We start from the raw sequence: 20,470 nt of genomic DNA on the forward strand, positions 1-20,470 counted from the left end.
ATGAGCGCCATGCCCCTGTTCCACCTTGCCTTCCCGGTGCACGACCTTGCCGCCGCACGCCAGTTCTATGGCGACCTGCTGGGCTGCCCGGAAGGCCGCAGCTCCGACGCCTGGGTCGATTTCGACTTCTACGGCCATCAGGTGGTGGCGCATCTCTCGCCGGACGAATGTGGCCATCGCGCCACCAGCGCGGTCGATGGCGACGATGTACCGGTGCGCCACTTCGGCGCCATCCTGCCGATGGACAAGTGGGAAGCGCTGGCCGACAAGCTGCGCGCCGCCAAGACCAAGTTCGTGATCGAGCCGCACGTGCGCTTCAAGGGCCAGGTGGGCGAGCAGGCCACCATGTTCTTCCTGGACCCGTCGGGCAACGCGCTCGAGTTCAAGGCGTTCGGCGACCTGAGCCAGGTGTTCGCCAAGTAATCGCCAAGTAATCGCCAAGTAATCGCCAAGTAATCGCCAAGTAATCGCCAAGTCATCCCCATCAAACCCAGATCCATAAGAGCAGAGCGAGACATGACCGAATTCGTTATCCAGCCGGCCCCGCAGGCCAGCGTGGCCGTGGCCGGCAGCCAGGCCCGCTTCCCGATCCGTCGCGTGTTCTGCGTCGGCCGCAACTACGCCGCGCACGCCCGCGAGATGGGCAAGGACCCGGACCGCGAGCCGCCGTTCTTCTTCACCAAGCCGGCTGACGCCGTGGTGCCGGCCGAAGGCACCGTGTCCTATCCCCCGCTGACCGAGAACCTGCACCATGAGATCGAACTCGTGGTGGCCATCGGCAAGGGTGGCGCCAACGTCACCCCGGCGCAGGCGCTGGATCTGGTGTGGGGCTATGCGGTCGGCGTTGACCTCACGCGCCGCGACCTGCAGGACGTGGCCAAGAAGATGAGCCGCCCGTGGGACTGGTCGAAGGCGTTCGACGCTTCCGGCCCCTGCGGCCCGCTGCATCCGGTGTCCGCGGTCGGCCATCCGGCCAAGGGCGCGATCTGGCTCAAGGTCAACGGCGAGCCCCGCCAGCAAGGCGACCTCGACGAACTGATCTGGCCCGTGGCCGATGTGATCGCCTATATCTCGGAAAGCATGACGTTGGCCCCGGGTGACGTGATCTTCACCGGTACGCCCGCTGGCGTGGGCGCGCTGAACCCGGGCGACGTGGTCACGGGTGGCGTGGACGGCCTCGGCGAGATCGCTTTTACGGTCGGCAAGCGCTGATCCGAGGGCTCGCAAGATCGCCAGACGGCGTCGGTCCACATGGGGATCGACGCCGTTTTTCTTTATAAATCAGCGATATACCAGGTAGACATGTGTGACGCTGCGGGGGCCTGGCCATTCCGCAATCGAAATTTCTTTAAAAAGTCCTTGCTTATCTATCTAGTAGTAGATAATATTCTGCTCATGGACGGCGCTGCACCACCCGGCAAACAGAAACCAGCCCCGCGATGCAGTTCAAGTCCACGCAGTACATGTTGTGAATGAGTACCGGACGACGGTCTTTTTTTTAGCTCCGCCCCTCTACCTACCAGTAGATAGCAAAGCAGGAAAGCCTGTCACAACGCAGCAAGACATCGGCCCCGCGATCCACCTCTAACCGAGATCGCCCGGTTAACCAAAGACAAGGAGCACCACCATGAACGCCAAGACCATCCTCTCCGCCGCCGCCCTCGCCGCCGCTTTCGTGACTGGCGCCGCCCAGGCAGCCCCCGGCAACAGCACCGGCGAAGTCTACGGCTACAGCTATCGCGTCAACGACCAGCGCAGCCCCTTCACCGATGGCGCCCGTGCCAGCGGTGTGAACGAACCCCGCAACCCGTTTGTCGACGGTGCCCGCGTGAATGACCAACGCAGCCCGTTCACCGACGGCGCCCGCGTCGGCAAGACCGACCCGTACACCGACGGTGCCCGCACCGTTGCCGGCCTGGATACCAAGGGTGTCTCGGCCAGCCCGGCCCGCACGGTGGATGCCTTCACCGACGGCGCCCGTACCGGCAAGTTCGACCCGTACACGGACGGCGCCCGCATCGTGGCCGGCCTGGACCGCACCGGTGTCTCGAGCGAACCGTCGCGCACCATCGACGTGTACACCGACGGCGCGCTGGCCTGATCGCACGGTAGTGCAGCGCCACGCGCCCGGTAACGATACCGGGCGCACGGCCTTCCCCGAACAAGGAGTTTGATCATGAGTTTGCGTGACAGCGCCCTGATCCTGGGCGGATGGGTAGTGCTCTGCATTGCCAGCGGATCACTACTTTCTGTCGTCGCGCAGTCGCTGTCGATCTGATCTGATCTGATCTGATCGGCAGCGGCATGAACCGGAGGGTCTCCCACAAGGAGACAGTCGCCATGAAAACGCAACCCGTACGCGAGCAATTGCTGGAACACGCGTCAGTGCTGATTCGGCGCCGGGGCTACAACGGTTTCAGCTACCGCGATCTGGCGGAGCTGGTTGGCGTCAAGACGTCTAGCATCCATTACTACTTTCCGTCGAAGGACGACCTGGTGCTGGAGGTGGTGCGGTGCTACCGCGAAACCGCCACGGCACGGATCGGGGCCATCGACACGACATTGCCGCTGGCCGAGCAGGCCCGGCGCTATATTGAGCCGCTGCGTGGCGGCGCGGACAACGGGCAGGTGTGCCTGGTCGGCATGCTGTCCGCCGAGGTGATGATGCTGCCGCCGGCGATTGGCGCGCTGCTGCAGGATCACTTCCGCATGCACGAGGCGTGGATTGCCGAGCTGCTGCGCCGCGCCGAAGCCGAGCGCGGCCAGCCCTACCCGGTGCCGCCGCCGGCCTTCGCCAAGGTGCTGTATGGCGCGATCCAGAACGGCATGATCACGGCGCGCATGTCGGGGTCGAGTGACCGGCTGGATGCCGCGGCGGACATGCTGCTCGGCGCCGTGGCAGACCCGGTGACGGCCAAGGCTGAAGAGGCCGTGACGGTGTAACGTCCAACCTCCGGAATCAGGCGCGTGGCGCCCGTCGCTTTGCGGCGGGCGCCTTTGTCGTTTTAGCCGGGGTCGTTTTGGCCGGGGCCTTTTTAGCCGGGGTCTTCTTGGCTGCGGCCTTCTTCGCCGCGCCCTCCCCCAGATCCAGTTCGATCCACGCCGGCGCGTGGTCGCTCGCCCGCGCCTCCCCCCGCACCCATTTGTCCACGCCCGCATCGACCAGGCGCGGCGCCAGTTCGGCATTCAGCAGCAGATGGTCGATGCGCAACCCCGAATTGGTCTGCCAGTGCTGGCGGAAGTAGTCCCAGAACGTGTAGATGCGCGCGTCCGGGTAGCGCGTGCGCAGCGCGTCGGTCCAACCCTGCGCCAGCAACCGGCGATAGCATTCCCGGCTCTCCGGTTGCAGCAGGGCGTCCTTGAGCCATGAACGCGGGTTGTAGATGTCCTCGTCGGTCGGCACCACGTTGAAGTCGCCGGCCAGCACCACCGGGTGGCCGCTATCAACCAAACCCTGCGCGTGACGGATCAGGCGCTCGAACCATGCCAGCTTGTAGTCGAACTTAGGCCCCGGCTGCGGGTTGCCGTTCGGCAGATAGAGGCAGGCCACCAGCACGCCGTTGACGGCGGCTTCGAGGTACCGGCTCTGGGTGTCATCCTCGGCGCCCGGCAGGCCGCGGCGCGCCTCGATCGGGTCCGTGCCCCGGGCGAGGATGGCCACGCCGTTCCACGCCTTCTGCCCGTGCCAGATGGCGCCGTAGCCGGCGGCGCGAATCTCGTCGATCGGAAACGCCGTGTCGATGGTCTTCAGTTCCTGGAGGCAGGCCACGTCGGGCGCCTCGCGCGCCAGCCAATCCAGCAGCGCCGGCAGGCGGGTACGGATGCCATTGATATTGAAGGTGGCGATCTTGAATCTGGACATCGGCTCTCCCTGTGCGAGGCTGGCAACACCATCGGCAAGTTTCAGCAAGATTCGGCAAGTTTCGCTAGCGTCGCGTGCTTTCCTTTCATCCGGCTGTTCGAGGAGATCTGTGCTGCCGGCTACGAGGGTGGCTTGCCAGACGGATCCACGATGACGGAACCCGGCCCGTGGCCAACGCTGACGCGTGCGTATGCCTATGTGGTCAACCCTGGCAGCAACACTGTTTCCCAGGCCGGGTAACTGCCCGGCATTGTAACAACCGCATACGGGGCCATAGCCCCCCGTGTTGCCGTGCACGCGCGTAGAGATTCTTTTGGCTTCCGAGGTTGGTCGACTGGCTCATGTTATCGGCCTCGACCCGACCGGGGGGCTTCGAGTTACTCAATAAAATCGAATTCCATGCCGTTAACGGGAAACGACTTGGTGTCACGTATTTTGTATTGCAGATTAAGAAACGCGTACCACATTAAAATGATCCGGCAGTTGATCTACGCGAGGAGTCGTCCAGCCGCAATGAGAGTTTCGATGCGGACCGAACTCAAATGAGTTGAAGAATTTACTTAACGGAACAAGAAAATGACGTACGGTAGAAATCGGTTCTGGGTTGCAGCAAAAATAACGGTTGGCGGTTTCTTTATCGCCGCTGCCATTACTGCCTGTGGTGATGGCAGCAGCTCAAGCGTGCCTGACTCAAGCGTCCCTGACGCAAACATTCCTTCCAGTGGCACTACCACTTATCAGGTTGGCGGTACTGTTTCCGGCTTGGTCAGCGGCACCCAACTGCAATTGACCAATGGCCGAGACGCGCTAACTGTCACGGCCGAAGGAAGTTTTGCATTTCCTGCGAAGCTCGTGTCCGGCAGTGCCTACAGCGTGACTGTCGGGGCACAACCGATGGGACAGAACTGCACGGTGACCGGTGCTGCCGGCACCGTGTCGGCAGCCGATGTTGCGACAGTTAGCGTTGCATGCAAACGCATCGCTTATGCCTATGTGGTGAATCGAAACAGCAATGACGTTTCGCAGTATTCAATCGAAAATAATGGCTCCCTCGCGCCGATGGCTACGGCCAGCGTCGGCACGGGATTTTTCGGTTCGCAGGCGGTCCTGGTTGATCCGACGGGCAAGTATGCCTATATTGCGAACAGCCTCGACGATACCGTTTCGCAGTACACGATCGGAGCGGATGGTTCGCTCACGCCAATGGCCACGGCGTCTGTTGCTGCGGGGCTTTGGCCCGGGGCGGGGGCCGTGGATCCGACCGGCAAGTATGTCTATGTGGTGAATTCCAGCGGCAATGACGTTTCGCAGTACACGATCGGGGCGAATGGTTCCCTTACGCCGATGGCTATGTCGACTGTCGTAACGGGATCCTCTCCCTTTTCGATGACGATCGATCGGACGGGGAAGTATGCCTATGTGACGAACAACGGTGGCAGCAGTGTGTCGCAGTACACAATCGGAGCCGATGGTTCGCTCACGCCGATGGCTACACCGGTCGTCGCCACGGGCGCCAATCCAGAGTCAGTAATGGTAGATCCGACCGGCAAGTATGCCTATGTAGCGAACAACGGCAGCGCAAGCGTTTCGCAGTACACAATCGGAGCCGATGGCTCGCTCACGCCGATGGCTACACCCACCGTCGCTTCTGGATTCGGGCCGATTTCAGTGTTGATCGATCCGACCGGCAAGTATGTCTACGTGGCGAACAGCGGCGGTGACAATGTTTCCCAGTACACAATCGGGACGGACGGTTCGCTCACGGCAATGGCGACAGCGACCGTCGCATCCGGAACCGTGCCCATTTCGGTGTCGATCGATCCGACCGGCAAGTTCGTCTATGTGGTGAACAGCGGCGGCAACAGTGTTTCGCAGTACACGATCGGAGTGGATGGCTCGCTCGCTGCGATGGCTACAGGGACCGTCGCTGCCAACTTCGCGCCTTGGTCAATGGCGACAACTTATGCCGCCACGCACTGAATGTGTGCGCCATTGAAAATAGCCAGATATACCTGAAATACACCCCAAAGCTTCGACACCGATACAACCTTTGGGGTGCTTTCCCATGTGTCATGGCGGCGGCCAATGAGTATCTGCGGGTGCAACCCCGTCACATCCGAGCGCCCGCGCAGCCTTTGGGGGATGGCTCCGTTAGGCGTTGACAGCGTCGCGTGCTTTCCTTTCGCCGCAAAGACTGTATATTTATACAGTTATTTCGTCGCCCCCGCCTGCCGCGCCTTGTCCGCCACATCCACCCCGGAAATCCCCGAATCGCCTGCGCTACCACGCTACACGGTTGCCGTGCGGGCGCTGTGCGAGTTCACGGCCAAGGCGGGAGATCTCGACCTGCGCTTCACGCCCTCGCCCACCGCACAGGAAGGCGTAGCGGGCCACGGCGTGGTCACGAGCCGGCGCGGGCCGGGCTATGAAGCGGAGGTATCCCTCTCCGGCATGTTCGAAGGACTGCACGTGCGGGGCCGCGCCGATGGCTACGACCCCGCCGCCAACCGGCTCGAGGAAATCAAGACCGTGCGCGGCGAAGGGGTCGAGGTGCCCGCCAACCACCGGGCACTGCACTGGGCGCAGGCCAAGGTCTACGGCTGGCTGCTGTGCCAGGCGCGCGGGCTGGCCGGGATCGACATCGCCGTGGTCTATTTCGACATCCTGAGCCAGCGCGAACGCGTGGAGCAGGAGCGCCACGACGCCGCCGCCCTGCGCGCCTTCTTCGAGGCCAGTTGCCGGCGCTTCCTGCAATGGGCCGAGCGCGAGATCGCCCACCGTCAGGCGCGCGATGCCGGGCTGGTGGCGCTGACCTTCCCGCATGGCGATTTCCGGCCCGGCCAGCGCGTGCTGGCGGAGTCGGTCTACAAGGCCAACGTGGCGGCGCGCACGCTGCTGGCGCAGGCGCCCACGGGCATCGGCAAGTCGATCGGGACGGTGTTTCCGGCGCTGAAGTCGATGCCGGGGCAGCGCCTGGACAAGCTGTTCTTCCTCTCCGCACGCACCACAGGCCGCGCGGTGGCCTTGCAGGCCGCGGCACAGCTTCGGGGGGAAGGCGACCGGGGTTGCGACCCATTGCCCCTGCGCGTGCTGGAGCTGACCGCCCGCGACAAGGCGTGCGAACACCCCGAACTGGCCTGCCACGGCGAATCCTGCCCCCTCGCGCAAGGCTTTTACGACCGCCTGCCCGCCGCCCGGGAAGCCGCCGCCGCCGTGCCGCTGCTCGACCGGGACGCCATGCGCGGAATCGCCCGCCAGCACAACGTCTGCCCCTACTATCTTGCGCAGGAGATGATCCGCTGGAGCGATCTGGTAGTGGCCGACTACAACTACTACTTCGACCGCAGTGCCATGCTGTACGCGCTGACCGTGCTGAACGGCTGGCGCGCCAGCGTGCTGGTGGACGAGGCCCACAATCTGGTGGAGCGCGGCCGCGCCATGTACACGGCCATGCTCGACCCCGTGGCCTTCCGGGGCGTGCGGCTGGCCGCGCCCAAGGCGCTGTCGCGGCCGGTGAACCGCCTCCATCGGGCATGGCAGGCGCTGGCGCGAGCCAGCGATACGCCCTTCGAAACCCACACGACCGCCCCCGCCGCGCTGGTGGAGGCGCTGACCCAGCTCTGCGGCGCGATCCTTGAACACCTGAGCGCCCATCCCCGCCAGCAGGACGCCACGCTGGAGCGTTTCTACTTCGACGCCCTGCACTTCCTGCGCCTGACCGAACAACTGCCCGACCATGGCGGCCAGCACTCCCTGTTCGAGGTCACACGCGCGCCCGGCCTGCGCGGCGGCGTGCAGGCCCAGCTTTGCGTGCGCAACCTGTTGCCCGCGCCGTTCCTGCGCCCGCGCTTTGCCGGTGCGCACGCCACCACGCTGTTCTCGGCCACGCTCCAGCCGGCGGACTACTACACCGACATGCTCGGCCTGCCCGCCAGCGCCGTCTGGGTGGAGGTGCCCTCGCCCTTCCACGCGGACCAGCTCGACGTGCATATCGCCCGCCATATTTCCACGCGCTATACCCAGCGCCAGCGCTCGCTGCCGGCCATCGTGCAGTTGATGGCCGACCAGTACGCGCGGCGGCCCGGCAACTACCTCGCCTTCTTCAGCAGCCACGACTACCTGCGCCAGGCCGCCGATCTGCTGGCCGCGCAGCATCCGGGCCTCCCCACCTGGGCCCAGGCGCGCGGCATGGACGAGGCGGGGCAGGCCGCGTTCCTCGGCCAGTTCGCGCCGGGCGGGCGCGGCATCGGCTTTGCGGTGCTGGGCGGGGTGTTCTCGGAAGGGGTGGACCTGCCCGGCGACCGCCTGATCGGCGCCTTCGTGGCCACGCTGGGGCTGCCGCAGGTGAATGATGTGAACGAGCAGTTGCGCGAGCGCATGGCGGCCGCGTTTGGCGACGGCTACGCCTATGCCTATCTGTATCCGGGGCTGCGCAAGGTGGTGCAGGCCGCCGGGCGGGTCATCCGCACGCGCGAAGACCGGGGCGTGGTGTGGCTGATCGATGACCGCTTCGGGCGGCCCGAGGTGCAGGCGCTGCTGCCCGCGTGGTGGGAAATCGACACCCCGGCGCGTAAATCTGTCGCGCCGATGGCAAAAACCGGTGTCGGCACGCCGCACGCGCTGGCGCAGCCACTGGCAGAATGACGGCAGCGCTTCTGGCGCGGTTCTCGCTTGCCCTTACTTGCCCCGAAGGGGTAAGCCACGACGGAGACCCAAGAATGAGCATGACCAAGGCCTTTGCCGCCACCGAGCCCACCCGCGCGGAAATCGACGCGCTGCAGGGCGCCACGCTGCTGGAGTTCGGGGCACCGTGGTGCGGGTTCTGCATGCGCGCCCAGCCGCTGATCGAGACCGCGTTCGGCAAGCATCCGGCCATCCGGCATATCAAGGTGGAGGACGGCAGCGGCCGGCCGCTTGGCCGCTCGTTCCGCGTGAAGCTGTGGCCGACGCTGGTGTTCCTGCGCGATGGCCAGGAAGTGGCCCGGCTGGTGCGCCCCGACGACGCGCAGGCGATTGCCGAGGCGATGGCGCAGATCGACGGCGCGTCAGTGACGCACTAATCACACGAATCAAGCCTCCAGCGGCATCGCGCTGGTGCATTTGATCTCGTCCAGGCAGACGCTGGACTTGACCCCGCTCACGCCGGGAATGCGCATCAGCGTGTCCAGCAGGAAGTCCGAGAGCGACTTCAGATCCTTGGCCACCACCTTCAGCACGTAGTCGATATCGCCGGTGACGGAGAAGCACTCCTGGATCTGGGCGAGTTCCGCCACCAGCCCCTTGAACTTGGACAGGTCGCGGATATGGCCGCGCTCCATCGTCACATGGATAAAGGCGGTGACGCCGAAGCCCAGCGCGGTGCTGTCCAGCCGCGCCTCATAGCGCTTGATGATGCCGCTCTCCTCCAGGCGGCGGTGACGCCGCAGCGTCTGCGCCGGCGACAGGCTGATGGCCTCCGCCAGCTCCAGATTGCTGGCCCGTCCGTTCTCCTGCAGCACCCCCAGCAAGCGGCGATCCGTGCGGTCTAGCTCGGTATTCTGCATTTCCGTTTCCTCAAAGCGCGATTTTGCGAAATCTTATCTCACATTTCAGGGTTTCCCTGCGTCCCGAACGAAATCCTATTTACCGGCGCGGGTTATACACTCGATTCCAGTTCGGACGGCTTTGAAAGTCGCTGAAATCCGATTTCCAGCCCCCCGCTGGACTCCCTTGCCCCCACTTCCTTGTAGAGCACACCATGGCCGATCTCTTTGAAAACCCGATGCAGCTGATGGGCTTCGAGTTCGTCGAATTCGCCTCGCCGACGCCGAACGTTCTGGAACCCCTGTTCGAAAAGATGGGCTTCTCGCTGGTGGCCCGCCACCGCTCCAAGGATGTGCTGCTGTACCGCCAGGGCGACATCAATTTCATCATCAACAACGAGCCGCACAGCGAGGCCGCCTATTTCGCCGCCGAGCACGGCCCGAGCGCCTGCGGCATGGCCTTCCGCGTGAAGGACTCCCACAAGGCGTACAACCGCGCGCTGATGCTGGGCGCCCAGCCGATCGAGATCGCCACGGGCCCGATGGAGCTGCGCCTGCCCGCGATCAAGGGCATCGGCGGTGCGCCGCTGTACCTGATCGACCGCTTCGAGGACGGCAAGTCGATCTATGACATCGACTTCGAATTCCTGGACGGCGTGGACCGCCGCCCGGTGGGCCACGGCCTGCGCCTGATCGATCACCTGACGCACAACGTCTACCGTGGCCGCATGGCCTACTGGGCGAACTTCTACGAACGCCTGTTCAACTTCCGCGAAATCCGCTACTTCGACATCCAGGGCGAGTACACCGGCCTGACCTCGAAGGCGATGACGGCGCCGGACGGCAAGATCCGCATTCCGCTGAACGAGGAGTCGTCCAAGGGCAGCGGCCAGATCGAGGAATTCCTGATGGCGTTCAATGGCGAGGGCATCCAGCACATCGCCTTCCTGACGGACAACCTGATCGAGGTCATCGACAACCTGCAGCTGGCCGGCGTGGAGCTGATGACGGCGCCGAACGACTATTACTACGACGCGCTGGCCAACCGCCTGCCGGGCCACGGCCAGCCGGTGGACCAGCTCAAGGCGCGCGGCATCCTGCTGGACGGCACCACCGAGGGCGGCAAGCCCCGCCTGCTGCTCCAGATCTTCTCGAAGGCCGCGCTGGGCCCGGTGTTCTTCGAATACATCCAGCGTTCCGGCGACGAAGGCTTCGGCGAAGGCAACTTCAAGGCGCTGTTCGAATCGCTCGAGCGCGACCAGATCGAGCGCGGCACGCTCAAGGTCTGACCCTTCCCCCGTTTTTCCCCGCTTCACCTGGTCAGGCGTCCTCCCGGGACGCCTGACCCCTCCCTGCCGCCGGAGCTACCCGCGCCGGCGGTATTTTCATAGCGTCCGCCCCCAAAGAGACGTGATCGCCATTCCACGAGGATGGCCAGATAAGTAGAGGACACAACTCCATGCACGCCCCCCAACAGGACGGCACGCTTCAGCGTGGCCTGAAGAATCGTCACATCCAGCTGATTGCCCTTGGCGGCGCCATCGGCACCGGGCTCTTCCTGGGCATTGCCCAGACCATCAAGATGGCCGGCCCGGCCGTGCTGCTCGGCTACGCGCTGGCCGGCATCGTCGCGTTTTTCATCATGCGCCAGCTGGGCGAGATGGTGGTGGACGAGCCCGTCGCCGGCTCCTTCAGCTACTTCGCCAATAAATACTGCGGCCACTTCGCCGGCTTCATGTCCGGCTGGAACTACTGGGTGCTCTACATCCTGGTGAGCATGGCCGAACTGTCGGCCGTGGGCATCTACGTGCAGTACTGGTGGCCGGAACTGCCCACGTGGATCTCCGCGCTGGCGTTCTTCGTGCTGATCAACGTGATCAACCTGTCCAGCGTGAAGTCGTTCGGCGAGATGGAGTTCTGGTTCTCCATCATCAAGGTGGCGGCCATCATCGGCATGATCGGCTTTGGCGGCTACCTGCTGATGTCCGGCGGCGCGGGCCCGGAGGCCTCCGTGGCCAACCTGTGGCAGCACGGCGGTTTCTTCCCGAACGGCCTGGGCGGCCTGGTGATGGCGATGGCCGTGATCATGTTCTCGTTCGGCGGCCTGGAGCTGGTGGGCATTACCGCCGCCGAGGCAGACAACCCCGAGAAAAGCATTCCCAAGGCCACCAACCAGGTGATCTACCGCATCCTGATCTTCTACGTCGGCGCGCTGGCGGTGCTGCTGTCGCTGTATCCGTGGGAGAAGGTGGTCACTGGCGGCAGCCCGTTCGTGCTGATCTTCCACGCGCTGGATAGCGCGGCGGTGGCGCACGTGCTGAACCTGGTGGTGCTGACGGCGGCGCTGTCCGTCTACAACAGCGGCGTCTACTGCAACAGCCGCATGCTGCTGGGGCTGGCGCAGCAGGGCAACGCGCCCAAGGCGCTGATGAAGGTGAACCGCCGTGGCATTCCGCTGGCCGCGCTGGGCGTGTCCGCGCTGGCCACCGGCGCCTGCGTGCTGATCAACTACTTCATGCCGGGCGAAGCCTTCGAGCTGCTGATGGGCCTGGTGGTGTCGGCCCTGATCATCAACTGGGCCATGATCAGCCTGATTCACCTGAAGTTCCGCCGCGACAAGCGCCTGGCCGGCCAGACCACGCGCTTCCAGAGCCTGGGCTATCCGCTGACCAACTACCTGACCCTCGCGTTCCTGGCAGGCATCCTCTATGTGATGTATCTGACACCCGGCCTGCGACTCTCGGTGTATCTCATTCCGGTATGGCTTGGCGTACTTGGCGTAAGCTATCGCCTCCGGCAAAAGAACGCCGCCGCCGCGCTGCGCGCCCCGAGCGTGCAGGCGCAATGAGTCACCGCCCCCTGAAACACAGCCAGAGCCTTCCCATGTTCGAACATATCGAAGCCTTTCCGGGCGACCCGATCCTCTCGCTCAACGAGGACTTCCAGCAGGACCCGCGTACCAACAAGGTCAACCTGAGCATCGGCATCTATTTCGACGGCGAAGGCCGCCTGCCGGTGATGCAGGCCGTGGCCGAAGCCGAAGCCGCGCTGCTCGCGGACATGGGCCCGCGCCCCTACCTGCCGATGGCTGGCATTCCCGGCTACCGCCAGGCCGTGCAGGCGCTGGTGTTTGGCGAAGACTGCGCCGCCCGCGCCGAAGGCCGCATCGCCACGCTGCAGACGCTGGGCGGCTCCGGCGCGCTGCGCGTGGGTGCCGACTTCCTGAAGCGCTACTTCCCCACCGCGCAGATGTGGATCAGCGACCCGAGCTGGGAGAACCACCGCGTGGTCTTCGAGCGCGCCGGCTTCCAGGTGAATTCGTACCCGTACTACGACCCCGCCACGGGCGGCCTGCAGTTCGACGCCATGCTGGCGGCCATCGAAGCCATTCCGCAAGGTGGCATCGTGCTGCTGCACGCCTGCTGCCACAACCCGACCGGTGTGGACCTGAACCAGGACCAGTGGCGCCAGGTCTTCGCGGTGCTCAAGGCGCGCAAGCTGCTGCCCTTCGTGGACATGGCCTACCAGGGCTTTGGCGCGGGGCTCGACGACGACGCCTTCGCCGTGCGCGAACTGGCCCGCCAGAACGTGCCGGCACTGGTGGCCAACTCGTTCTCGAAGAACTTCTCGCTGTATGGCGAGCGCTGCGGCGGCCTGAGCGTGATCTGCCAGAGCGCCGACGAAGCCAGCCGCGTGCTGGGCCAGCTGACCGGCGCCGTGCGCGCCAACTACAGCAACCCGCCCACCCACGGCGCCCGCGTGGTGGCCCGCGTGCTGACCACGCCCGCCCTGCGCGCCAGCTGGGAGCAGGAGCTGGCGGCCATGTGCAAGCGCATCGCCCACATGCGCCAGGCCATCCACGACAAACTGCGCGACCATGTCAGCGGCGAAGCGCTCTCGCGCTACATCACCCAGCGCGGCATGTTCACGTACACCGGCCTCTCGGCCGATCAGGTCGAACGCCTGAAGGCCGAGCACGGCGTGTACATCCTCCGCTCGGGCCGCATGTGCGTGGCCGGGCTGAACGAGCGCAATGTGGGCGTGGTGGCGAGTGCGATTGGGGAAGTGTTGAAGGGGTGAGGCTTCCTCGCTTGTGATGCATATGTAACAGGACGGGCCGCTATCGCGGCCTGTTTTGTTTGTGGGGTGGGCGGGAGTCGCCCCGGCAGCATTCCGCCATCCGGTTTACCATCGCGGATCATCCCAAGATGCCAACAGGAGCCCGTGCATGGCCGCAGCAGATTTGTCCGCCTTCCCGATCACCCGCAAATGGCCGGCGCAGCACCCCGAGCGCCTGCAGTTGTATTCGCTGAATACCCCCAACGGCATCAAGGTTTCGCTGATGCTGGAGGAGCTGGGCCTGCCCTACGAGCCGCACCTGGTGCGCTTCGACAAGGATGACCAGATGACGCCCGAGTTCCTGTCGCTGAACCCGAACAACAAGATCCCGGCGATCCTGGATCCGAATGGGCCGGGCGGCAAGCCGCTGGCGCTGTTCGAGTCGGGGGCGATCCTGATTTATCTCGCCGAGAAGACCGGCAAGTTCATGTCCACGGACCCGGCGGCCCGCTACGAGACGATTCAGTGGGTCATGTTCCAGATGGGCGGCATCGGGCCGATGTTTGGCCAGATCGGCTTCTTCCACAAGTTCGCCGGCAAGGAGTACGAGGACAAGCGCCCGCGCGACCGCTACGTGGCGGAGTCGCGCCGGCTGCTGGGCGTGCTTAATGAGCGGCTCAAGGGCCGGCAGTGGATCATGGGCGATGACTACACGATTGCCGACATGACCACCTTCCCGTGGGTGCGCAATCTGGTGGGTTTCTATGAGGCCGGCAGCCTCGTCGGGTTCGACGACTTCACCGAAGTGCGCCGCGTGCTGGACGCCTTCCTGGCCCGCCCCGCCGTGCAGCGCGCGGTGAACATCCCCAAGCGTCCCGAGTAAGCCCCTCCGCGGGCGCAGGAATCAGGCGGTGAAGCCCAGCAGGGTGCTCACCGCCGCCGCTTCCTCGCGCACCGCACGGCCAATCGGCCCGTCGATCGATGGGTCGAAGCCGCCCGTGGCGCCCAGCGCGGTCAGCACCGCACAGACCCGCCCCGTGTAGTCCCGCACCGGCGCCGCCACGGCGCTGATCCCCTTCAGGTTGGTATCGCGCACGGCCGCGCAGCCGTCGGCCCGCACCGCCGCGCGCAGCGGGCCGAGCGGGTCCCGGGCGTCGAGCAGCGCGCGCTGCTCCGGCGTGGCCGCCTGCAGTTCCGCCTCCGCCAGCGCCTGCACGCGCTGGTCGTCGAGCAAACCCAGGAACACGCGGCCCGTGGCCGACCACAGCAGCGGCATCACCGATCCCACCCGCACGTTCACGGTCACGGGCAGGCCCGGTTCCTCGAAGCGGACGATGGTCGGCCCCTTGTTGCCCATCACGGCGATAAAGCAGGTGATCTCCAGCCGCTCGCGCAGCCGGATCAGCGACGCCTCGGCCAGCCGTATCGGGTCTGCCTGCCGCATTGCGGCCAGCCCGATCTGGAGCGCCTCCAGCCCCAGGTGGTACTGCTGCGTGCCGCTCTCCTGCGCCACCAGCCCCTCCTCGATCAGGCTCGCCAGATAGCGATGCACCTTGGCCGGGCTTTCGTCGATATGCGCCGCGATGGCCGTCAGGCTGGCGCGGCCGCCCAGGCGCGCCAGCCCCTTGAGCACGGCCATGCCGGTCTCGGCGGCCTGCACGCGCTGGCGGCGCTCGCGCGGGCGGGCTTCCTGCTCTGGACTACTGGGAATGTCGGGTATGGCTGGCATGGCGTTGGGTTAACCCCCAATTCAACGATTACGCATTGCGTATATGATTTACGCAAAACAAGGCCGAATACTATCCGGCCAAATACCAAGGAGACAAGCACCCATGCCCCGCCATCGCGCTGCCGGCCTCATCGCGGCATCCCTGCCCTTCGCCTTTTCCCTCGCCTTTTCCTTTGCCGCCCCGTCGGCCCATGCCGCCGACGCCTATCCGAGCAAGCCAATCCGCTGGATCGTGCCCTACCCGGCCGGCGGCGGCTCGGACTTCCTCGCCCGCACCATCGGGCAGGGGCTCTCCGCCAAGGTCGGCCAGCCCGTGGTGGTAGACAACAAGCCGGGCGGCAACACGGCGATTGGCGCGTCGGAGACGGCGCGCGCGGCGGCCGATGGCTACACGGTGCTCTCGGCGGACAACGGCACGCTGGTCTTCAACCCCGCGCTCTACAAGACGCTCTCGTACAACCCGGCCAAGGATCTCGCGCCGGTGACGCTGCTGGGCCGCTTTCCGATGATCCTGGTGGTTGGGCCGGGCACCACCGCCAAGAGCGCGCAGGAGTTCATCGCCCAGGTGAAGGCCGCGCCGGGCGGCGTGAACTACGGGTCTGCCGGGGCCGGCAGCCCGCACCACCTGGCCATGGAACTGCTCAAGGTGGAAGCCCAGTTGACCATGACCCATGCGCCGTATCGCGGTGCGGCGCCCGCGCTGTCCGACGTGGCGGCAGGCCAGATTCCCGCGATGATGGTCGACTACGCCGCCGGCGCCGGCTTCATCAAGGGCGGCAAGGTGCGCCCGCTGGCGGTGGCCAACGCCACGCGCCTGCCCCAGCTGCCGGACGTGCCAACCTTCGCCGAGCTCGGCTACCGGAACGTGGAAGCCGCGGCGCTGGTCGGCTTGGTGGTGCCGGCGGCCACGCCGCCCGAGGTGATCGCCACGCTGAACAAGCAGGTGGTGGCGGCCATCAAGGAGCCGGCCATCCACAAGAAGCTGGTCGATTTTGGCGTGGAGCCGGTAGGCAACACCCCCGCGCAATACAGCGACCTGCTGCGCAGCGAGATCGCGCGCTGGACCAAGCTGATCCACGACCTGAAGATCACGCTCGATAACTGAGGTTCGCTGTATGTCGTCATCCGCCACGCCTTCTTCCTCCTCGTCCTCCTCGTCCTCCTCCTCGTCCGCCGCCGCCCGTCCGGGCGGTTGTCCCATCGACCACACCGCGCTGCGGGCGCCCAACGGCTGCCCGGTAAGCGCCCACGCGGCCACGTTCGATCCGTTCGAGGACGGCTACCAGCAGGACCCGCCCGACTACGTGCGCTGGTCGCGCGAGCAGGAGCCGGTCTTCTACAGCCCGAAGCTGGGCTACTGGGTGGTCACGCGCTATGACGACATCAAGGCGATCTTCCGCGACAACCTGACCTTCAGCCCGTCCATCGCCCTGGAGAAAATCACGCCCACGGGCGACGAGGCCAACGCGGTGCTGGCCTCCTATGGCTATGCGATGAACCGTACGCTGGTCAACGAGGACGAGCCGGCCCACATGCCGCGCCGCCGCGCGCTGATGGAACCGTTCACGCCGGCCGAACTGGCGCACCATGAGCCGATGGTGCGCCAGCTGACGCGCGAATATGTCGATCGATTCATCGACAGCGGGCGCGCCGACCTGGTCGACCAGATGCTCTGGGAAGTGCCGCTGACCGTGGCGCTGCACTTCCTCGGCGTGCCCGAAGAGGACATGGACCGGCTGCGCCAGTATTCGATCGCCCATACGGTGAACACCTGGGGCCGCCCCAAACCCGAGGAGCAGGTGGCCGTGGCGCACGCGGTGGGCAATTTCTGGCAGCTGGCCGGCAAGATCCTCGACAAGATGCGCGAGAACCCGGACGCGCCCGGCTGGATGCAGTACGGCCTGCGCAAGCAGCGCGAGCTGCCCGAGGTGGTCACCGACTCCTATCTCCATTCGATGATGATGGCGGGCATCGTGGCGGCGCACGAGACCACGGCCAATGCGTCCGCCAACGCGATCAAGCTGCTGCTCCAGCATCCCGATGCCTGGCGCGAGATCTGCGCGGACCCGGCGCTGATCCCCAACGCGGTGGAGGAATGCCTGCGCCACAACGGCTCGGTGGCGGCGTGGCGGCGGCTGGTCACGCGGGATGCGCAGGTCGGCGGCATCGCCCTGCCGGCCGGCAGCAAGCTGCTGATCGTCACCTCGTCCGCCAATCATGACGAACGGCATTTCGCCGATGCGGACCTGTTCGACATCCGCCGGGACAATGCCAGTGACCAGCTGACCTTCGGCTACGGCTCGCACCAGTGCATGGGCAAGAACCTCGCGCGCATGGAGATGCAGGTCTTCCTGGAGGAACTGACGCGCCGGCTGCCCCATCTGCGGCTGGCCGAGCAGTCATTCACCTACGTGCCGAACACCTCGTTCCGGGGCCCGGAGCATCTCTGGGTCGAATGGGACCCGGCGCGCAATCCCGAGCGCGCCGATCCGTCGGTGCTGGTCTGGCGTGACGCCGTGCGGATTGGCGAGCCCACCGGACACGCCATCGCCCGCACCGTGGTGGTGGAGCGCATCGACCCGGTGGCGGACAACGTGGTGCGGCTGCGGCTGGTAGCGCCCGATGGCAAGGCGCTGCCGCGCTGGGCGCCGGGCGCCCACATCGACGTGGAATGCGGCCAGACCGGGATCTCGCGCCAGTATTCGCTATGCGGCGATCCGGCCGACGCAGGCGCCTTCGAGATCGCCGTGCTGCGCGAGGCTGACAGCCGGGGCGGCTCGGCCTGGGTGCATGACGTGCTGCGCGCCGGAGACCGGCTCCGCATCCGTGGCCCGCGCAACCATTTCCGGCTCGACGAAGGCTGCCGCAAGGCGATCTTCATCGCCGGCGGCATTGGCGTGACGCCGGTCAGCGCGATGGCGCGACGGGCGCGCGAATTGGGCATCGACTATACGTTTCACTACTGCGGCAGATCGCGCGCCAGTATGGCCCTGCGCGAGGAACTGGCCGCGCTGCATGGCCACCGGCTGCACGTCCATGCGGGCGACGAAGGCCAGCGCGCCGACTTCGCCGCGCTGCTCGGCACACCCGACCCGCAAACGCAGATCTACGCCTGCGGCCCGGCGCGCATGATCGCGGCGCTGGAAGACCACTGCACCGCGTGGCCGGAGGATGCGCTGCGCGTGGAGCACTTCGTCTCGGCGCTCGGCACGCTCGATCCGTCGCGGGAACAGGCGTTCACCGTCGAACTCAAGGATTCCGGCCTGACGGTGGAGGTGCCCGCCCACCAGACGCTGCTGACCGCGCTGCGCTGCGCCAACATCGACGTGCAGAGCGATTGCGAGGAAGGCCTGTGCGGCTCCTGCGAGGTGCGCGTCCTGGCGGGCCAGGTGGACCACCGCGACGTGGTGCTCACGCGCGGCGAACGCGAGGCGAACCACCGGATGATGGCCTGCTGCTCGCGGGCGGTGGCGGGCGGGAAGCTGGTGCTGGAGCTGTAAGGTCAAGGTCAAGGTCAAGGCTACAGATTTCGCCCCACCCTGCCGATATCTGGCGGTATGGCCGCAGAGCGGGCTTCCTGCGCTGCGGCCACGCCTACAGACCTCAAGCAGAACGGAGCGAGTGAGTGAACATTGACAGCATCATGTCGAAACAGGTTGCCACCGTGGTTTTCGACGACACGCTGAAGACGGTGAAGGACATTGCCTGGAAGCAGGACGCCGATGCAGCCACGGATGCCGCCCGGATTGCTGCATAGCAGCATGGCAACTGTCGATCAACCATCGGTCGCATCCGTCACAACACGCGTGTAGTTGCTATCCTGAAGTGGAGAGCCCCCACCCAGGAGATGCCCCCATGTGCCGCTGGCTGGCCTATTCCGGCCGTTCCGTCCCGCTCGAGGCTGTGCTGTTCCAGCCCGAGCACTCCCTGATCGACCAGAGCCTGAACTCCCGGCTGGGTCACACCACGACGAACGGCGACGGCTTCGGCGTGGGCTGGTACGGGCGGCACTCGGAACTGCCGTTCCGCTATCGCGGCCTGCACCCGGCATGGAGCGACACCAACCTGCGCGAGGCCGCCCGCGCGGTGCGGGCGCCGCTGTTCGTCGCCCATATCCGGGCGGCCACCGGCACGCCCACCCAGGAAACCAACTGTCACCCGTTCCGCTTCGGCCGCTGGCTGTTCGTCCACAACGGGCTGATCCGCGACTTTCCGCTGGTGCGGCGCGACCTGATGATGGCGGTGGCGCCGCATCTGTTCCGCTGGATCGAGGGCTCGACCGACTCCGAGGTGATGTTCTTCCTGGCGCTGACGTTCGGGCTGGAGCGCGACCCGCGCGGCGCGCTGGAGCAGATGGCCGGCCTGATCGAGGAAGTGGCGCATCGCCACGATGTGGAACATCCGCTGAACATGACCGTCTGCGTCACGGACGGCCAGCAGATCGTGGCCGTGCGCTATTCCAGCGAAGGCGCGTCGCGCTCGCTGTTCCACAGCACATCGTTCCGGCAGTTGCGGGCGCTCTATCCGGAAGACCCCCGCATCATCGCCGCCGGCGACGACGCCTTTCTCGTGCTATCCGAGCCCCTGATCGACGTGCAGGGCGTCTGGGAGGAAATCCCCGAGGCCACGATCCTGGTGGGCAAGGGTGGCGAGATCCAGCACCAGCGGTTTACGCCCCGGCTGCCGGCGCGGGCCTGATGGGGCGCCGCCGGCCGGACCCGGATCGTCGCCACCCATCGCCTACTTGCCGGGCATTTTCATCAGGCGCTTGGCCTCTTCGATGTTCTGCTCCGCGCGCTGGGTCATCACGGCCAGCGCTTCGGCTTGCGATTTCTGCGCCATTTCCGCCAGTTCGCGCATGTTGTTGAACGCCGCCTGCAGGCCTTGCTGCACGAATTCGCCCTGCCGGGCCATGGCCGCAGCGGGATCACCGCCTGCGGCCAGCTTCTGGGCCGCAGCCTGAATCTCCTGCATGCTCTGGCTCAGGATCTCGGCCTGCTTCTGGACCAGCGCCTGCATGCCTTCGTAGGCAATCTTGTTGGCCTCCGTAATGGCCTCGATATCCTTGCGCCGCGCTTCGATCACCGCCGTCATGTCGACGCCGGGCAGCTTGTACTGTTCGAGCAACTTGGTGAAATCGGTAAACGGATTGGGCGATGTTGCCATGACGCATCTCCTCGTTGGGGGTAGGGAAGGCCGAAAACCGCCCGCGCGGCATGCCGGATCGTGCCGGCCAATCGCCACGCGGTTGCCTAAGTGTAGGTGCTACGGGCGACGGATACGATGCTCGCCCCCCTC

General features: G+C 65.8%; 19 protein-coding genes. 15 read left to right on the top strand and 4 right to left on the bottom strand.

The window, feature by feature from the left end; all coding sequences use genetic code 11:
• The 4 genes from SB751_RS17920 to SB751_RS17935 all read left to right on the top strand — a co-directional run bounded on the left by SB751_RS17920 (nucleotide 1) and on the right by SB751_RS17935 (nucleotide 2,943).
• Nucleotides 1-423 (top strand): VOC family protein, encoded by a 423-nt coding sequence (locus tag SB751_RS17920; RefSeq protein ID WP_144196505.1) that lies wholly within the window; start codon nucleotides 1-3, stop codon nucleotides 421-423.
• Nucleotides 424-516: 93 nt separating this feature from the next.
• Entirely contained in the window at nucleotides 517-1,212 is a 696-nt protein-coding gene (locus tag SB751_RS17925; protein ID WP_144196504.1) for a fumarylacetoacetate hydrolase family protein, read from the top strand.
• Between the two features lie 415 nt (nucleotides 1,213-1,627).
• Nucleotides 1,628-2,101, top strand: a complete 474-nt coding sequence (locus SB751_RS17930) for a copper resistance protein CopQ (protein ID WP_211942878.1) — start codon at nucleotides 1,628-1,630, stop codon at nucleotides 2,099-2,101.
• A 239-nt stretch (nucleotides 2,102-2,340) separates the two neighbouring features.
• Nucleotides 2,341-2,943 carry a TetR/AcrR family transcriptional regulator gene (locus SB751_RS17935; protein WP_144196502.1) on the top strand — a complete coding sequence of 201 codons (603 nt, stop codon included), beginning with the start codon at nucleotides 2,341-2,343 and terminating at the stop codon, nucleotides 2,941-2,943.
• Between the two features lie 16 nt (nucleotides 2,944-2,959).
• Here the strand turns inward: SB751_RS17935 and xth are convergent, their stop codons facing one another.
• Nucleotides 2,960-3,862, bottom strand: a complete 903-nt coding sequence (xth, locus tag SB751_RS17940) for an exodeoxyribonuclease III (protein WP_250025487.1) — start codon at nucleotides 3,860-3,862, stop codon at nucleotides 2,960-2,962.
• 576 nt (nucleotides 3,863-4,438) lie between these two features.
• On the opposite strand from xth, the gene SB751_RS17945 reads away from it, so the two are divergent.
• The 3 genes from SB751_RS17945 (at nucleotide 4,439) to SB751_RS17955 (ending at nucleotide 8,922) form a co-directional block, all read left to right on the top strand.
• The gene (locus SB751_RS17945; RefSeq protein ID WP_149138070.1) at nucleotides 4,439-5,842 is read left to right on the top strand and encodes a lactonase family protein; all 1,404 of its coding nucleotides are present in this window, start codon (nucleotides 4,439-4,441) and stop codon (nucleotides 5,840-5,842) included.
• Nucleotides 5,843-6,100: 258 nt separating this feature from the next.
• Nucleotides 6,101-8,506 carry an ATP-dependent DNA helicase gene (locus SB751_RS17950; protein ID WP_313818327.1) on the top strand — a complete coding sequence of 802 codons (2,406 nt, stop codon included), beginning with the start codon at nucleotides 6,101-6,103 and terminating at the stop codon, nucleotides 8,504-8,506.
• 74 nt (nucleotides 8,507-8,580) lie between these two features.
• Complete coding sequence (locus tag SB751_RS17955) at nucleotides 8,581-8,922, top strand: thioredoxin family protein (RefSeq protein WP_144196498.1); 342 nt, start codon at nucleotides 8,581-8,583, stop codon at nucleotides 8,920-8,922.
• Between the two features lie 9 nt (nucleotides 8,923-8,931).
• Here SB751_RS17955 and SB751_RS17960 read toward each other — a convergent pair whose 3' ends face one another.
• Nucleotides 8,932-9,405 (bottom strand): Lrp/AsnC family transcriptional regulator, encoded by a 474-nt coding sequence (locus tag SB751_RS17960; protein WP_144196497.1) that lies wholly within the window; start codon nucleotides 9,403-9,405, stop codon nucleotides 8,932-8,934.
• Between the two features lie 194 nt (nucleotides 9,406-9,599).
• Here SB751_RS17960 and hppD point away from each other — a divergent pair, with 194 nt between their 5' ends.
• The 4 genes from hppD to SB751_RS17980 all read left to right on the top strand — a co-directional run bounded on the left by hppD (nucleotide 9,600) and on the right by SB751_RS17980 (nucleotide 14,326).
• Nucleotides 9,600-10,673, top strand: coding sequence for a 4-hydroxyphenylpyruvate dioxygenase (gene hppD / locus SB751_RS17965; protein WP_144196496.1), 1,074 nt, complete (start codon nucleotides 9,600-9,602; stop codon nucleotides 10,671-10,673).
• Between the two features lie 170 nt (nucleotides 10,674-10,843).
• Nucleotides 10,844-12,232: an amino acid permease gene (locus tag SB751_RS17970; protein ID WP_211942880.1), complete on the top strand. Its 1,389-nt coding sequence runs from the start codon at nucleotides 10,844-10,846 to the stop codon at nucleotides 12,230-12,232.
• A 35-nt stretch (nucleotides 12,233-12,267) separates the two neighbouring features.
• Nucleotides 12,268-13,464 (top strand): amino acid aminotransferase, encoded by a 1,197-nt coding sequence (locus tag SB751_RS17975; RefSeq protein ID WP_211942881.1) that lies wholly within the window; start codon nucleotides 12,268-12,270, stop codon nucleotides 13,462-13,464.
• Nucleotides 13,465-13,612: 148 nt separating this feature from the next.
• On the top strand, nucleotides 13,613-14,326 hold the full coding sequence (locus SB751_RS17980; RefSeq protein WP_144196493.1) for a glutathione S-transferase N-terminal domain-containing protein: 714 nt from the start codon (nucleotides 13,613-13,615) through the stop codon (nucleotides 14,324-14,326).
• 21 nt (nucleotides 14,327-14,347) lie between these two features.
• Here SB751_RS17980 and SB751_RS17985 read toward each other — a convergent pair whose 3' ends face one another.
• Nucleotides 14,348-15,172, bottom strand: a complete 825-nt coding sequence (locus tag SB751_RS17985) for an IclR family transcriptional regulator (protein ID WP_144196492.1) — start codon at nucleotides 15,170-15,172, stop codon at nucleotides 14,348-14,350.
• A gap of 103 nt (nucleotides 15,173-15,275) precedes the next feature.
• On the opposite strand from SB751_RS17985, the gene SB751_RS17990 reads away from it, so the two are divergent.
• From SB751_RS17990 to SB751_RS18005, 4 genes are all read left to right on the top strand, one after another.
• On the top strand, nucleotides 15,276-16,277 hold the full coding sequence (locus SB751_RS17990; protein ID WP_410748266.1) for a Bug family tripartite tricarboxylate transporter substrate binding protein: 1,002 nt from the start codon (nucleotides 15,276-15,278) through the stop codon (nucleotides 16,275-16,277).
• Between the two features lie 10 nt (nucleotides 16,278-16,287).
• Nucleotides 16,288-18,672 carry a cytochrome P450/oxidoreductase gene (locus tag SB751_RS17995; RefSeq protein ID WP_250025491.1) on the top strand — a complete coding sequence of 795 codons (2,385 nt, stop codon included), beginning with the start codon at nucleotides 16,288-16,290 and terminating at the stop codon, nucleotides 18,670-18,672.
• Nucleotides 18,673-18,797: 125 nt separating this feature from the next.
• A complete protein-coding gene (locus tag SB751_RS18000; protein WP_280527754.1) occupies nucleotides 18,798-18,929 on the top strand; it encodes a hypothetical protein in 132 nt (43 codons plus the stop codon).
• A gap of 98 nt (nucleotides 18,930-19,027) precedes the next feature.
• A complete protein-coding gene (locus SB751_RS18005; RefSeq protein WP_144196489.1) occupies nucleotides 19,028-19,870 on the top strand; it encodes a class II glutamine amidotransferase in 843 nt (280 codons plus the stop codon).
• 42 nt (nucleotides 19,871-19,912) lie between these two features.
• Here the strand turns inward: SB751_RS18005 and SB751_RS18010 are convergent, their stop codons facing one another.
• Nucleotides 19,913-20,338: a phasin family protein gene (locus SB751_RS18010; RefSeq protein WP_144196488.1), complete on the bottom strand. Its 426-nt coding sequence runs from the start codon at nucleotides 20,336-20,338 to the stop codon at nucleotides 19,913-19,915.
• Nucleotides 20,339-20,470: the final 132 nt, after the last annotated feature.

Source organism: Cupriavidus sp. SIMBA_020 (assembly GCF_046535395.1).
GTDB classification, from domain to species: domain Bacteria; phylum Pseudomonadota; class Gammaproteobacteria; order Burkholderiales; family Burkholderiaceae; genus Cupriavidus; species Cupriavidus campinensis.